Genomic DNA, 13,841 nt, shown 5'->3' with positions numbered 1-13,841 from the left:
GGAGGGGCGGTAACAGGGGCATGTTCGGAAGACGCAGGGTTGCGGACATGACGGTGTCCGAACTGACCGAGCTGGACCGCTCGCGTACGCGGGCCGATCTGCTGTGGGAGCTGTTCCGGCATGCCGAGGCGGAGGTGGCGTCGGCGATCGGCTGGTATCTGGCGCGGCGCCGGGGACCGTCGCTGTGGTCGCGGTCGCTGCGGGCGCTCGCCACACTGCTGGGCATCGTCGGCACGCTCACGCCGCTGGTGCACGCGGCCGCGCCCACGGCCGTGCAGCCCGAGTGGGGTTTCGTGTTCCTGGCCGGCGGGGCGGGCTGCGTCCTCTTCGACCGGATCTTCGGGTTCTCGGCGTCCTGGACCCGCTACATCCGAGCGGAGATGGCGCTGCAGCAGATCCTCAAGAAGGCGCAGTCCGACTGGGCGCAGGCGTTCCTGCGGACCACCGACTCCCCCAGCGACAAGGAGCAGGCCGCCCTGCTCGGGGTGATCGAGCGGCTGCGGACGGATGCCCAGCGGATCATCGAGGACGAGGGCACGGCGTGGGTCGGCTATCTGGCCGACGGCGTCGAGGAGCTGACCCGCTCCACGAGCAACGCCACCGGCCAGCGCCCCCACACGGCGGGGCTCTTCCGCCTCGACCGGACCCCCGGCCGCGAGCGCGGCGGCGAGGTCCCGGTCCCGCGGTCCCGGGACACGGCGATGTGACACCCGCCCCGGGCACCCGGCCAGGCCGGCCCGCGGCTACTCCGCCGGTGCGACTCCCGCCCGCAGCAGCCCGTACGCGTACGCGTCCTCCAGGGCCTGCCAGCTCGCCGCGATGACGTTGTCGGCGACGCCCACCGTCGACCACTCCCCCGCCCCGTCGGACGTGGAGATCAGGACGCGGGTCGTGGACTGGGTGCCGTGCACGCCCTCCAGGATGCGGACCTTGTAGTCCACCAGGTCCAGCTTGGCGAGCTGGGGGTAGATCTTCTCCAGGCCCACGCGCAGGGCCCGGTCCAGGGCGTTGACCGGGCCGTTGCCCTCGGCCGTGGCGACGATGCGCTCGCCCTTGGCCCAGAGCTTGACGGTGGCCTCGTTGGCGTGGGTGCCGTCGGGGCGGTCCTCGACGATGGCCCGCCAGGACTCGACCTCGAAGTACCGCAGGGGCCCGCCCTGGACCTCGGAGCGCAGCAGGAGTTCGAAGGAGGCGTCGGCCGCCTCGTACGTGTAGCCCTTGAGTTCGCGCTCCTTCACCCGCTCGACGACCCGGCCGACCAGCTCGCGGTCGCCGCCGAGGTCGACGCCGAGTTCCTTGCCCTTGAGCTCGATGGAGGCGCGGCCGGCCATGTCGGAGACGAGCATCCGCATGGTGTTGCCGACCAGCTCGGGGTCGATGTGCTGGTACAGGTCCGGGTCGACCTTGATCGCGGAGGCGTGCAGGCCCGCCTTGTGCGCGAAGGCGGAGACACCGACGTAGGGCTGGTGCGTGGAGGGGGTGAGGTTGACGACCTCGGCGATGGCGTGCGAGATGCGGGTCATCTCGCGCAGGTGACCGTCGGGCAGGACCTTCTTGCCGTACTTGAGTTCCAGGGCCGCCACGACCGGGAAGAGGTTGGCGTTGCCGACGCGCTCGCCGTAGCCGTTGGCCGTGCACTGCACGTGGGTGGCGCCCGCGTCGACGGCCGCGAGGGTGTTGGCGACCGCGCAGCCCGTGTCGTCCTGGGCGTGGATGCCGAGCCGGGCGCCGGTGTCGGCGAGGACGGTGGAGACGACGGCCTGGATCTGCGCCGGGAGCATGCCGCCGTTGGTGTCGCACAGGACGACGACGTCCGCGCCGGCCTCGGACGCCGTGCGGACGACCTCCTTGGCGTACTCCGGGTTCGCGCGGTAGCCGTCGAAGAAGTGCTCGCAGTCGACGAAGACCCGGCGGCCCTGCTCCTTCAGGAAGGAGACCGTGTCCCGGACCATCTCCAGGTTCTCGTCGAGGGTCGTGCGCAGCGCGAGTTCGACGTGGCGGTCGTGCGACTTGGCGACCAGTGTGATCACCTGGGCGCCGGACTCCAGCAGCGCCCTGACCTGCGGGTCCTCCGCGGCGGTGGTGCCGGCGCGGCGGGTGGAGCCGAACGCGACCAGCTGGGCGTGCCGGAAGTCGATCTCCTGCTGGGCGCGGGCGAAGAACTCGGTGTCCCGGGGGTTCGCGCCGGGCCAGCCGCCCTCGATGAAGCCCACGCCGAAGTCGTCCAGGTGCCGTGCGATGGCCAGCTTGTCCGCGACGGTGAGGTTGATGCCCTCCCGCTGGGCGCCGTCGCGCAGGGTGGTGTCGAAGACGTGGAACGAATCGTCGAGCTCGCTGGTAGCGGTCATGGTGTCAAGGCTCCTGAGGATGGGATCTCGGTCGTACCGGAATGACCGGCTCCACCGCCCTCACATACTCCCTCGCGCTCTCGCTCCTGACTGCGGGTGGGCCAGAAAAGCGAAAAACCTCTCGCGGGTGCGAGAGGTCTGCGCGCGGGTCGAGGACGACGGTGTCCGCCCGTACCTGGTCGTACGTGGCGGTCACTGCGGACCGGCGCGCCTGCTGCCAATAATCATGGCGAACGAGAGCACGGGGGCAGTCTGGCACAACCCCCGTGCCGCGCTCACGGTTGTCTCAGGATGCGGTCGGTCACCTCATGTGACGGACGTAGACGTGCGAGGTGTCGTACGTGTCGCCGGGCACGAGGTCGGGCGAGTAGCTGCTGAAGGCGACCGTGCGGCCGTGCCGGTCGATCACGGGGGCGGTCACGCTCTGGTCGTTCGGGCCGCCGGCGGCGTCCGGGCTGGCGAGGGTGGTGCGGCCGGTGCGCAGGTCGCGGACGTACGCGCGGGTGGTGCGGTCGGTGTCGCCCGGGTCGGCCGAGACGAACGCCAGGTGGCGGCCGTCGGCGCTGAGCTGTGGGGAGGCGGTGAAGGCGGCCGGGTCGACGGCGTCGATCCGGCGCAGGTCCCCGGTCTTCAGGTCGCGGACGAAGACGTTGTGCCCCTGGTTGGTGTCGCCCGGGGTGAGCCGCGAGTCCCGCGAGTCGAAGACGACGTGCCGGCCGTCGGCGCTGATCTGCGGGGACTCCGTCTGCCCGTCGGACCTCTCGCCGTCCGGCGCCCGGTCGGCGTGGAACAGCCGGCCGCTCGGCACGTCCCGGACGTAGGCGTCGCTCCAGTCGCCCGAGGAGGGGTGCGGGATGAAGAACTGGTAGCCGACGCGCTGGCCGTCGGCGCTGATGGACGGGTGGGTGGCGGCGGTCTTGCGGTCTCCGGCGGCGGGCTTCTGGCTGACGCGGACGGTCTCGCCGCTGGCGCGGTCGACGCGGTAGACGCGGCCCCAGCGGTCCTCGCCCTCCCCGGCGCCGGACTGCTGGGCGACGAAGGCGACGTAGCGGCCGTCGGCGCTGATGGCGGGCTGCCGGCCGGTGTCGTAGCCGGCGTCGACGGTGTCCGCGATGCGCTGCAGCGTCCCGGCCTTCAGGTCCTTGACCCAGATGTGGCTGCGTCCGTCGTCGGCGTCGGTGGCGCTGAAGGCCAGGTAGCGGCCGTTGCCGCTGAGGGCGACGTCGTCGACGGAGCCGCCGTCCCGCGCGGTGCTCGCCAGGCGGGTCGTGCCGGTCTTCAGGTCGCGGACGAAGGCGTCGGCGGTGCCGTCGGTGTCGCCGGCGACGAGGTTGTCGGCGCTGGAGACGAACGCCAGATGGCGGCCGTCGGCGCTGAGGCCCGGCCCGCCGGAGGGGCCGTTGCCCTCGGTGCCGTCCGGGGCGACGCTCGCCTTCTCGGTCCGCGGCGCCGGCGCGGGCGCGGCGGTCGCGGGCAGCGCGGCGACACCGCCGAGCGTGACGGCCAGGACCACGCCGAGCGCGACGGACGTGGCCCTCTTGGTGCTGGTCATTGCTGTTCCCCCTGTGTTCCCCGTTGACGCTGCTCCCCCGGCCCCGCGCCGAGGGCTCCCCCGGAGCCAACAGCACCACGGACCACACGGTCAATCCGTCGTATTGAGTACAACCCGGGCGTACGTTCAGGCGTCCGCGAGGAGGCTGTCGGCGAGGAAATCGCGCACGTGGGCGAGGACGTGGGCCCGGTCGGTGCCGCGCAGGCCGATCGCCACGTGGATGGAGAAGCCGTCCAGCAGCGCCCGCAGGCGGGCCGCGAAGCGGTCCGGGTCCACGCGGCGGAACTCGCCCCGCGAGATGCCCTCGGCGAGCAGGGCGACCAGGTCGCGGTGCCAGGCGCCCTCGATGGCGGCCTGCCGGTCGCGGGCGTTCGTGTCGGCGTTCTGTGAGCGGTTCCAGACCTCCAGCCACAGCGTCCAGTGCGGGTCGCGGTGGCCGTCCGGGACGTACAGGTCGACGTAGGCGTCGAGGCGTTCCCGGGCGGTCACGGCCCGGGTCAGCAGCCGTCCGCGCTCGGCGCCGAGCCGGCCCTCGCTCCACTCCAGGGTCCGCAGCAGCAGTTCGTCCTTGGAGCCGAAGTAGTAGAGGAGGTGCCCGCTGCTCATCCCGACCTCGCGGCCGAGCGCCGCCATGGTCAGTTTCTCCAGGCCGCGCTCGGCGATCATCTCCATGGCGGCGGCGAGGACGTTCTCGCGGGGCGGGGCCTGCCTTCGCCCACCGGCCATGTGTGCTCCTAGGTCCTCGGTTGCTGCTGGGTGACGCAGTGGATGCCGCCACCGCCCGCGAAGATCGTACGGGCGTCCACCAGTGTCACGGTCCGCCCGGGGAACAGCCGGCGGAAGATGCCGGCCGCGAGCTCGTCGCGCGGGTCGTCGAAGCCGCACAGTACGACGCCGCCGTTGCAGAGGTAGTGGTTGATGTAGGAGTAGTCGGCCCAGTGGCCGTCGGCCTCCAGGACGGTCGGGGCGGGGACCTCGACGACCTCCAGGCGGCGGCCGCGCGCGTCGGTCTGCGCCTTCAGCAGGCCGATGACCTCCTTGGTGATCTCGTGGTCGGGGTGCGCCGGGTCCGGCTGCGCGTGCGCCACGACGACGCCCGGGCGGGCGAAGGCCGCGACGATGTCGACGTGTCCGAGCGTGCCGAAGCCGTGGGGAGGATAGTCGCCGGTCAGGCCGCGGGGCAGCCAGATCGCCTTGCGGGTGCCGAGCTGGGCGTGGATCTCGGCCTCGACCTGCTCCCGGCTCCAGTCCGGGTTGCGCTCGGGACCGAGCTGGACGGTCTCGGTCAGCAGGACCGTGCCCTCGCCGTCGACATGGATCGCGCCGCCCTCGTTGACGAGCCGGGAGGTGTACGTCCGCGCCCCGGCGAGGTCCGCCACATGCGCGGCGATCTTCGCGTCGTGCTCCCAGCGGGCCCACTCCTGGGCACCCCAGCCGTTGAACGTCCAGTCCACGGCGGCCAGTTCGCCCTTGCCGTCGGTGAGGAAGGTCGGTCCGACGTCCCGCATCCAGGCGTCGTCGAGGTCCCGTTCGACGGTCTCGATCCCCTCGCCCAGCAGCGCACGCGCCTCACCGGACTGCCCCGGGCCGCACACCACCGTCACCGGCTCGAAGCGGCGGACGGCCCGGGCGACCGCGGCCCAGGCGGCACGGGCGGCGGCCAGCTCGCCGGGGTCGTCGAAGGTCGGGTTCGGGCCCGGCCAGGCCATCCAGGTGCGCTCGTGCGGAGCCCATTCGGCGGGCATGCGGAAGCCGTCGGCGGCTGCGGACATCGGTGATCCTCAGAGGAAGTAGAGACGGTTGAGGGAGACGGAGTCGGCGGGTGCGGAGCGCAGCGGCTCGCCGTCGAGGGTGACAAGACCGGTGCGCTGGTCGACGTCGACGGCACCGGTACGGGAGTTGCGGCGCAGGTCGGCCGGGCCGATGCCGCGGGTGCCGCGCACGGCGACCCGGCGGCGGCGGGTGGGCAGCAGGTCGTGGCCCTGGTCGACGGCGGCCCGCGCGACGAACGCCACCGAGATCTCGGCCGGTGTCGCCCCGTGCGCGCCGAACTGCGGCCCGAGGACGAGGGGTTCGCAGGTGTCGGTCGCCGCGTTCGGGTCACCGGTCACGCCGTACGCGGGGAAGCCGGCCTTGAGCACCAGCTGCGGCTTGGCGCCGAAGTACTCCGGCCGCCACAGCACGATGTCGGCGAGCTTGCCCACCTCCAGCGACCCCACCTCGTGCGCCAGGCCGTGCGCGATGGCCGGGTTGATGGTCAGCTTGGCCAGGTACCGCAGGACGCGCTCGTTGTCGTGCTCGTCGTCCGGGGCGCCGGACTCGGCCTTCATCTTCCCGGCCATGGCGAAGGTCCGGCGGACGGTCTCGCCCGCGCGGCCCATGCCCTGCGCGTCCGACGAGGTGATGCCGATGGCGCCCAGGTCGTGCAGGACGTCCTCGGCGCCCATGGTCCCGGCGCGGATGCGGTCGCGGGCCATGGCGGCGTCGCCGGGCAGGTCGGTCTTGAGGTCGTGGACGGAGACGATCATGCCGTAGTGCTCGGCGACGGCGTCCCGGCCGAAGGGCAGGGTGGGGTTGGTGGACGAGCCGATGACGTTCGGGACGCCCGCCATCTTCAGCACGTTGGGGACGTGACCGCCGCCGCAGCCCTCGATGTGGAAGGCGTGGATGGTCCGGCCCTCCAGCACGCGCAGGGTGTCCTCCACGGAGAGACACTCGTTCAAGCCGTCGCTGTGCAGGGCGACTTGGACGTCGTGCTCCTCGGCGACGCGCAGGGCGGTGTCCAGGGCCCTGGTGTGGGCGCCCATGTCCTCGTGCACCTTGAACCCGGAGGCACCGCCCTCGGCGAGGGCCTCGACCAGGGGCGCCTCGTGCGAGGAGGAACCCCGGCCGAGGAAGCCGATGTTGACCGGCCAGGCGTCGAACGCGCCGAACGCGTGCCGCAGCGCCCAGGGCGAGTTGACGCCGACGCCCCACACGGGCCCGAACTCCTGCCCGATGAGCGTGGTCACGCCGGAGGCGAGCGAGGCCTCCATGACGCGCGGCGACAGCAGGTGGACGTGGGTGTCGACGGCCCCGGCGGTGGCGATGAGCCCTTCGCCGGAGACGATCGAGGTGCCCGTGCCGACGACGACGTCCACCCCGTCGAGGGTGTCGGGGTTCCCGGCCCGCCCGATGGCGTGGATCCGGCCCTCGCGGATGCCGAGGGAGACCTTGCGGACGCCCTGCACGGCGTCGATCACCACGACGTTGCTGATGACGACGTCGCAGGTGTCCCGGACGGCGGCGGCCTTCAGGTGCAGTCCGTCGCGGGCGGTCTTGCCGAACCCGGCGAGGAACTCGTCGCCGTACCGCTGGGAGTCGGACTCGACGCGGACGGTCAGCCCGGAGTCGCCGAGGCGGATGCGGTCGCCGGCCCGGGGGCCGTGGGTGGCGGCGTACTCGTACCGGGTGAGGCGGCGGGCCTCGGCGGGGTGGCCTCCTGGGCGGCTCATCGCACGACCTCCTGCTCGGGTGTGTCCGGTACGCCGAGGTAGCCGCAGGCGGCGGCGCGGCGCAGCGCCTCCTCGCGGGCGCCCGGGGTGTCCAGCGGCCCGTCGACCAGCCCGGCGAAGCCGATCGCGATCCGGTCGCCCCCGATCGGCACCAGCCCGACCTCGGCGCTCTCCCCCGGCCCGAACCGCACGGAGGACCCGGCGGGCACGGCGAGCCGCATGCCGTAGGCCCGCTCGCGGGCGAAGTCGAGGCGCGGGTTGGCCTCGAAGAAGTGGAAGTGGGAGGTGACGGAGACCGGCACGGCGGCGGTGTTGGTGACCGTCAGCCGTACCTCCGGCTCCGGCTCGGCGTGCTCCGGCCCGGGCAGCAGCGCGCCGGGCGCGTCCGGGCCCGAGCCGCCGCCGAGGGGGGCGGTGACGACCGCGAGCCGCGAGCCGTCGTCGAAGACCGCCTCGACGTGCACCTCGGTGACGACGTCGGCCACCCCGGGCAGCACGTCGTCGGGCCCGAGGACGGACCGGGCGGCCTCGACGGCCTCCGCGAGCCGCTTCCCGTCCCGGGCGGCCTCGCACACCGTGTCGGCGATGAGCGCGGTCGCCTCGGGGACGTTCAGCCGCAGCCCCCTGGCCCTGCGGGCGCGGGCCAGCTCGGCCGCGCCGAAGAGCAGCAGCCGGTCGCGTTCGGTCGGGGTCAGCCGCATGTCACTCCCTCCACTTAGAGCATCACTCTAAACATGAATTTCCCTTGACGGAAAGGTTGACGGCGGACCATCGCCCACATCACATTGAACGTCGCTCTAACCGAGGGAGACAAGCATGCCGATAGAACAGCGCGGAGTCGACACCATCCCGGACGAGGAGCGCACCAGCGGGCCGCGCGACCTCGTCTCGATCCTGCTCGGCTCCAACCTCTGCCTGGGCGTGATCGTCTTCGGCTGGCTGCCGCCGTCCTTCGGCCTGGACTGGTGGTCGTCGGTCAGCGCGGTCGTGGCCGGCACGGTGGTGGGCGTGGTGTTCACGGCACCCCTCGCGCTGGTGTCCCTGCGCACGGGCACCAACCTGTCGACGTCCTCCGGCGCCCAGTTCGGCGTCCGGGGCCGCCTGGTCGGCTCGGTGGTCGGCCTGCTCCTGGCCCTCGGCTACACCGCCCTGACCGTGTGGATCGGCGGGGACGTGATGGTGGGCGCGCTGGGCAGGCTCGCCGGGCTGCCGCAGGGCGGCACGTCGTACGCGATCGTCTACGGGCTGCTCGCCGCGGCCACCGTCGCCGGCGCGGTGTACGGCTACCGGGTGCTGCTGGCGATGTCCCGGGTCCTCGCCTTCGGCATGACGGCCCTGCTGGTGCTCGGCCTGGTCGCCTACGCCCCGCGCTTCACCACCGCCGCGCTGCCGGAGACCGGCGGTTACCTGCTGGGCGGCTTCTGGCCGACCTGGCTGCTCGCGGCCGTGGCGGCCGGGCTGTCCGGCCCGGTCGCCTTCATCACCCTGCTCGGCGACTACACCCGCTACATCTCCCCGGCCCGCCACTCCTCCCGCCGGGTGCTCCACGCGACCTCGCTGGGCCTGCTGCTGGGCCTGCTGGTGCCGCAGCTGTTCGGCACGTTCACGGCGTACGCGGCCGGGGCGGCCCTGGACTACGCGGGCCCGCTGGTCGCCGCGGCCCCCGCCTGGTACCTCCTCCCGCTGCTGCTGGCGGCCTCGGCGGGCTCGGTCGGCAACGCGGGTCTGATGCTGTACTCGATGGGCCTCGACCTGGACGCCGTCCTGCCGCGCGCCTCACGGGCCCGGGCGACGTACGCGGTCGCGGTCGTGGCCACGGCCGCGGTGTTCGCCGGGCACTGGTTCTCGACCGCGCAGGACGCGATGACGTCCTTCGTCCTGCTCCTGACCGCGATCGGCACGCCGTGGGCGGTCATCACCCTGATCGGCTTCGCCCGCTGCGGCGGGGTGTACGACGCGGACGCCCTGCAGGTCTTCAACCGCCGCGCACGGGGCGGGGTCTACTGGTACCGCGCCGGCTGGCACGTCCCGGCGACCCTCTCCTGGGCGGCCGGAGCGACGGTGGGCGTCCTGGCGGTGTCCCTGCCGTCGTACGAGGGCCCGCTGCTGGCGCTGACCGGCGGGGTGGACGTGAGCTTCCTGCTGTCGGGGCTGGTGGGCGGGGTTGCCTATGTGCTCTCGGCTCCGGGCACGGTGTCAGCGAAGCGCGGAGCCGATGAGGCACGTCGTACGTCCAGCCCGACCGCGCCGGGTGGCGGGCGGGCATAGGCCCGAGGTCCGGGGGTCCGGGGGCGGAGCCCCCGGTGGCCGGGGGCGGACTCAGCCCAGCTGGTGCATCCAGCCGTGCGTGTCCTCGGCCGTACCCCGCTGGATGTCCAGCAGCGCCTGCCGCAGCCGCAGCGTGACCTCGCCCGGCTCTCCCCCGCTCTGCTTCCACTCCGCCCCGGCCCGCTTCACCGTCCCGACCGGCGTGATCACCGCGGCCGTACCGCAGGCGAACACCTCGGTCAGCGACCCGTTCTCCGAGTCCCGCTGCCACTGCTCGACCGAGATCTTGCCCTCCTCGGCCTCGTAGCCGAGGTCACGGGCGACGGTGAGCAGGGAGTCGCGCGTGACGCCCTCCAGGATCGAGCCGGTGAGGGACGGCGTGACGATCTTGTCGCCGTAGACGAAGTACAGGTTCATGCCGCCGAGCTCCTCGACCCAGGTGTGCTCCACCGCGTCGAGGTAGCAGACCTGGTCGCAGCCCTTCGTCGCGGCCTCGGCCTGCGCGAGCAGGGACGCCGCGTAGTTGCCGCCGGTCTTCGCGTCGCCCATGCCGCCGGGGACGGCGCGGACGCGGTCCTCGGAGACCCAGATGGAGACGGGCTTGACGCCGCCCGGGAAGTACGCGCCGGCCGGCGAGGCGATCACCAGGAACAGGTACTCGTTGGCCGGCTTCACGCCCAGCCCGACCTCGGTCGCGATCATGAACGGGCGCAGGTAGAGGGACTCCTCGCCGCCGTGCGCCGGCACCCACGCCTTGTCCTGCCTGACCAGCGCGTCGCACGCCTCGATGAACGTCTCGACCGGCAGCTCCGGCATCGCCAGCCGGCGCGCGGACCGCTGGAAGCGCTCGGCGTTCTTCTCCGGCCGGAACGTCGCGACCGAGCCGTCGGGGCGGCGGTAGGCCTTCAGGCCCTCGAAGATCTCCTGCGCGTAGTGCAGGACCGTCGTCGCGGGGTCGAGGGAGATCGGCGCGTACGGCACGAGCTGGCCGTCGTGCCAGCCGCGGCCCTCCGTCCACTTGATCGTCACCATGTGATCGGTGAAGTGGCGGCCGAACCCGGGGTTGGCCAGGATCGCCTCGCGCTCTGCTGCGGAGAGCGGGTTGGCGGACGGCTTGAGCTCGATCGTGGGCGTCGTCATGGGTTGATGTCCTTCACCGGTTGTAGTGACGGGCCGCGCTCGGTACTGCGCTGATGGTGACCAGTGCTAGGACGTCCGAGCATTCCCTCGTTCCGCGGCCTCGCGTTCGATTATCGCCCGGGGGCGGCGGCGGAAGGAACGGGGTGAATGCGGCCCGGTGGTCGATGGTGGCACCCGGCGGGAACATGCGGAAGCCGCCCGGTGCGGATGCGACCCGGCGGCTTGGTGGAGCGCGGCGGGTCAGCCGGCTACGCGTACGGCGAGCGCGTCGCCGATCTCCGAGGTGGAGCGGGCGGGCTTGCCGGTGCGCTCCGACAGGTCGGCGGCGACCGCCTCGTCGATGCGGGCGGCCTCGGCCTCGTAGCCGAGGTGGCGCAGGAGCAGGGCGACGGACAGCACGGTGGCGGTCGGGTCGGCCTTGCCCTGGCCGGCGATGTCCGGGGCCGAGCCGTGCACGGGCTCGAACATGGACGGGAACTCTCCGGACGGGTTGATGTTGCCGGAGGCCGCCACGCCGATGCCGCCGGAGACGGCCGCGGCGAGGTCGGTGACGATGTCGCCGAAGAGGTTGTCGGTGACGATGACGTCGAAGCGCTCGGGCTGGGTGACCAGGTAGATGGTCGCCGCGTCGACGTGCATGTACTCGGTGGTGACCTCGGGGAACTCCTCGGCCACCTTGTTGAAGATGTTCGTCCACAGGTGACCCGCGAAGGTCAGCACGTTGTTCTTGTGGATCAGCGCCAGCTTCTTGCGCGGGCGGGCCTGGGCCCGGGCGAAGGCGTCCCGGACCACGCGCTCGACACCGAAGGCCGTGTTCACGGAGACCTCGGTGGCGACCTCGTGCTCGGTGCCCTTGCGGATCGTGCCGCCGTTGCCGGTGTACGGGCCCTCGGTGCCCTCGCGGACCACGACGAAGTCGATGGCCGGCGCGCCCTTGAGGGGCGTGTCCACGCCCGGCAGGAGCTTCGACGGGCGCAGGTTGACGTGGTGGTCGAAGGCGAAGCGGAGCTTGAGCAGGAAGCCGCGCTCCAGGACGCCGGACGGCACGGAGGGGTCGCCGATCGCGCCGAGCAGGATGGCGTCGTGCTGCTTCAGGGCGTCGAGGTCGGCGTCGGTGAGGGTCTCCCCGGTGGCGTGGTAGCGCCGGGCGCCGAAGTCGTACTCCTTGGTCTCCAGCTTCACATCCTGCGGAAGGACGGCGGAGAGGACCTTGAGACCTTCGGCCACGACCTCCTGGCCGATGCCGTCACCCGGGATCACTGCGAGATTGATGCTGCGAGACATGCGGGCACCCTACTCCTCGTCCCATGGGATGACACGGGGTGTCCGTGATGCGGACACCCGCCCGGGTGAGCGCACGCGGCCGTCGACCGCCGTTCACCCGTACGTGGTGCGGTTGTTGGCCTCCGCTGGGAAGTTCACTGGACATGGAGATCCCCCACTTCGGCATCCCGCCCGAGCTCGCCCGCCGGATGAGCATGGCCGAGCAGCACGAGTACCTGCGCACCCGGCTGTCGCGGCGGCGCACGCTGGTGACCGCGGGCGCGGTGGCGAGCGGCCTGCTGACCGGCTGCGGCTCGGGCTCGGGGCAGGGCGGCGCCACGACGACCCGGAGCCCGTCGCCGAGCACGTCGAAGGCCCCCGGCTCCTTCATCACGCCGTTCGGCCGTCATCTCGCCTTCGGAGCCGACCCGAAGACGCAGCTGCGGATCTCCTGGCAGGTTCCGCTCGCGGTGCGCAAGCCCTACGTCCGGGTCGGCCTGCGCCCCGACGACCTCGGCCGCAGGATCGAGGCGGAGCTGCGCGACCTGCACACCCCGGAGCTGAAGGGCGTGCGGGCGGCGGTCGACCAGTACTACCTGCACGCGGCGCTGGACGGCCTGCGCCCCGGCACGACGTACTACTACGGCGTCGGCCACGAGGGCTTCGACCCGGCCTCCCCGGAACACCGGTCGACCATCACGTCCTTCCGCACGGCACCCGCGCGTCCGCCCGAGCGGTTCGTGTTCACCGCGTTCGGCGACCAGGGCGTGGGCGAGGAGGCGGCCCTCAACGACCGTGCGCTGCTGCGCCGGAAACCCGCCTTCCATCTCCACGCGGGGGACATCTGCTACGCCGACCCGACCGGCAAGGGCAAGGAGTCGGACGTCTTCGACGCGAGCCAGTGGGACCGGTTCCTCAAGCAGACCGAGCCGGTGGCCCGGTCGGTGCCGTGGATGGTGACGACCGGCAACCACGACATGGAGGCCTGGTACTCGCCGGACGGCTACGGCGGTCAACTCGCCCGCTTCTCCCTGCCGGACAGCGGCTTCGACGCGCGCACGGCACCGGGCGTGTACGCCTTCACGTACGGCAACGTCGGCGTGGTCGCGCTGGACGCGAACGACGTGTCGTACGAGATCCCCGCCAACTACGGCTACACGGAGGGCCGTCAGACGAAGTGGCTGGACAGGAAGCTCGAAGAGCTGAGGTCCTCGAAGGACGTCGACTTCATCGTCGTCTTCTTCCACCACTGCGCGTACTCGACGTCGACGCACGCCTCCGACGGCGGGGTGCGCGCCGAGTGGCTGCCGCTGTTCGCCCGGCACCAGGTGGACCTGGTGATCAACGGGCACAACCACGTCTACGAGCGGACCGACGCCATCCGCAACGGCGAGGTGGGCAGGCCGGTACCGGTCGGCGGGACCACGGACCCGCGGCGGGACGGGATCGTCTACGTCACCGCGGGCGGCGGCGGCAAGGAGCTGTACGGCTTCCCGGACGGCGTGAAGGAGAGCTACGAGGGGAACACCGCCGACCGGGAGTCGGTCGCCACGTTCCGGTGGACCAAGTCCCGGGACACCAGGGCGGAGTCGGTCGAGTGGTCGCGGGTGCGCTACCGCGGTTTCTCGTTCCTCTCGGTGGAGGCGGTGAGCGGCGCCGCGCCGCGGCTGGAGGTGTCGGCGCTGGCGTCGAGCGGTGAGCGGATCGACCATTTCGAGGTGCGGCGCGGGGCGTGAGGCCCCGCACCGCGCCTCGATCGGGTGCGGCTCCCGGTCC

The 13,841-nt window shown here is 72.4% G+C and carries 11 protein-coding genes; 3 read left to right on the top strand and 8 right to left on the bottom strand.

All coding sequences use genetic code 11. The annotated features are described in order from the left end of the window. The first annotated feature begins 47 nt into the window (after nucleotides 1-47). On the top strand, nucleotides 48-707 hold the full coding sequence (locus tag C1703_RS28350) for an SLATT domain-containing protein (protein ID WP_157993171.1): 660 nt from the start codon (nucleotides 48-50) through the stop codon (nucleotides 705-707). Nucleotides 708-743: 36 nt separating this feature from the next. Here the strand turns inward: C1703_RS28350 and cimA are convergent, their stop codons facing one another. From cimA to ureA, 6 genes are all read right to left on the bottom strand, one after another. Beyond that, on the bottom strand, nucleotides 744-2,348 hold the full coding sequence (gene cimA, locus C1703_RS28345) for a citramalate synthase (protein WP_114255495.1): 1,605 nt from the start codon (nucleotides 2,346-2,348) through the stop codon (nucleotides 744-746). A gap of 301 nt (nucleotides 2,349-2,649) precedes the next feature. Beyond that, the gene (locus C1703_RS28340; RefSeq protein ID WP_114255494.1) at nucleotides 2,650-3,900 is read right to left on the bottom strand and encodes a PD40 domain-containing protein; all 1,251 of its coding nucleotides are present in this window, start codon (nucleotides 3,898-3,900) and stop codon (nucleotides 2,650-2,652) included. Between the two features lie 126 nt (nucleotides 3,901-4,026). Continuing rightward, on the bottom strand, nucleotides 4,027-4,626 hold the full coding sequence (locus C1703_RS28335) for a TetR/AcrR family transcriptional regulator (RefSeq protein ID WP_114255493.1): 600 nt from the start codon (nucleotides 4,624-4,626) through the stop codon (nucleotides 4,027-4,029). Nucleotides 4,627-4,634: 8 nt separating this feature from the next. Next, complete coding sequence (locus C1703_RS28330) at nucleotides 4,635-5,672, bottom strand: agmatine deiminase family protein (protein ID WP_114255492.1); 1,038 nt, start codon at nucleotides 5,670-5,672, stop codon at nucleotides 4,635-4,637. A 9-nt stretch (nucleotides 5,673-5,681) separates the two neighbouring features. Continuing rightward, complete coding sequence (locus tag C1703_RS28325; protein ID WP_114255491.1) at nucleotides 5,682-7,394, bottom strand: urease subunit alpha; 1,713 nt, start codon at nucleotides 7,392-7,394, stop codon at nucleotides 5,682-5,684. Further along, nucleotides 7,391-8,095 (bottom strand): urease subunit gamma, encoded by a 705-nt coding sequence (ureA, locus tag C1703_RS28320; protein WP_114255490.1) that lies wholly within the window; start codon nucleotides 8,093-8,095, stop codon nucleotides 7,391-7,393. Before ureA ends, C1703_RS28325 begins: the two co-directional genes overlap by 4 nt. Nucleotides 8,096-8,210: 115 nt before the next feature. Here ureA and C1703_RS28315 point away from each other — a divergent pair, with 115 nt between their 5' ends. Continuing rightward, nucleotides 8,211-9,662, top strand: a complete 1,452-nt coding sequence (locus C1703_RS28315; RefSeq protein WP_114255489.1) for a cytosine permease — start codon at nucleotides 8,211-8,213, stop codon at nucleotides 9,660-9,662. Nucleotides 9,663-9,713: 51 nt separating this feature from the next. On the opposite strand, the gene C1703_RS28310 is transcribed toward C1703_RS28315, so the two are convergent. Further along, a complete protein-coding gene (locus C1703_RS28310) occupies nucleotides 9,714-10,802 on the bottom strand; it encodes a branched-chain amino acid aminotransferase (protein WP_114255488.1) in 1,089 nt (362 codons plus the stop codon). Nucleotides 10,803-11,042: 240 nt separating this feature from the next. Next, entirely contained in the window at nucleotides 11,043-12,086 is a 1,044-nt protein-coding gene (locus tag C1703_RS28305) for a 3-isopropylmalate dehydrogenase (protein WP_114255487.1), read from the bottom strand. Nucleotides 12,087-12,229: 143 nt separating this feature from the next. Here C1703_RS28305 and C1703_RS28300 point away from each other — a divergent pair, with 143 nt between their 5' ends. Beyond that, entirely contained in the window at nucleotides 12,230-13,801 is a 1,572-nt protein-coding gene (locus tag C1703_RS28300) for a metallophosphoesterase family protein (protein ID WP_114255486.1), read from the top strand. Nucleotides 13,802-13,841 lie beyond the last annotated feature (40 nt).

It is taken from the genome of Streptomyces sp. Go-475 (assembly GCF_003330845.1).
Classification (GTDB): domain Bacteria; phylum Actinomycetota; class Actinomycetes; order Streptomycetales; family Streptomycetaceae; genus Streptomyces.
The sequence above is the reverse complement of the archived record's forward strand: the minus strand, read 5'-3'. Positions and strand labels throughout refer to the sequence as shown.

Excerpts from the sequence above, each read along its gene's own strand:
- C1703_RS28350 (WP_157993171.1), top strand. The coding sequence starts at position 48 with ATGACGGTGTCCGAACTGACCGAGCTGGACCGCTCGCGTACGCGGGCC.
- cimA (WP_114255495.1), bottom strand. The coding sequence starts at position 2,348 with ATGACCGCTACCAGCGAGCTCGACGATTCGTTCCACGTCTTCGACACC.
- C1703_RS28340 (WP_114255494.1), bottom strand. The coding sequence starts at position 3,900 with ATGACCAGCACCAAGAGGGCCACGTCCGTCGCGCTCGGCGTGGTCCTG.
- C1703_RS28335 (WP_114255493.1), bottom strand. The coding sequence starts at position 4,626 with ATGGCCGGTGGGCGAAGGCAGGCCCCGCCCCGCGAGAACGTCCTCGCC.
- C1703_RS28330 (WP_114255492.1), bottom strand. The coding sequence starts at position 5,672 with ATGTCCGCAGCCGCCGACGGCTTCCGCATGCCCGCCGAATGGGCTCCG.
- C1703_RS28325 (WP_114255491.1), bottom strand. The coding sequence starts at position 7,394 with ATGAGCCGCCCAGGAGGCCACCCCGCCGAGGCCCGCCGCCTCACCCGG.
- ureA (WP_114255490.1), bottom strand. The coding sequence starts at position 8,095 with ATGCGGCTGACCCCGACCGAACGCGACCGGCTGCTGCTCTTCGGCGCG.
- C1703_RS28315 (WP_114255489.1), top strand. The coding sequence starts at position 8,211 with ATGCCGATAGAACAGCGCGGAGTCGACACCATCCCGGACGAGGAGCGC.
- C1703_RS28310 (WP_114255488.1), bottom strand. The coding sequence starts at position 10,802 with ATGACGACGCCCACGATCGAGCTCAAGCCGTCCGCCAACCCGCTCTCC.
- C1703_RS28305 (WP_114255487.1), bottom strand. The coding sequence starts at position 12,086 with ATGTCTCGCAGCATCAATCTCGCAGTGATCCCGGGTGACGGCATCGGC.
- C1703_RS28300 (WP_114255486.1), top strand. The coding sequence starts at position 12,230 with ATGGAGATCCCCCACTTCGGCATCCCGCCCGAGCTCGCCCGCCGGATG.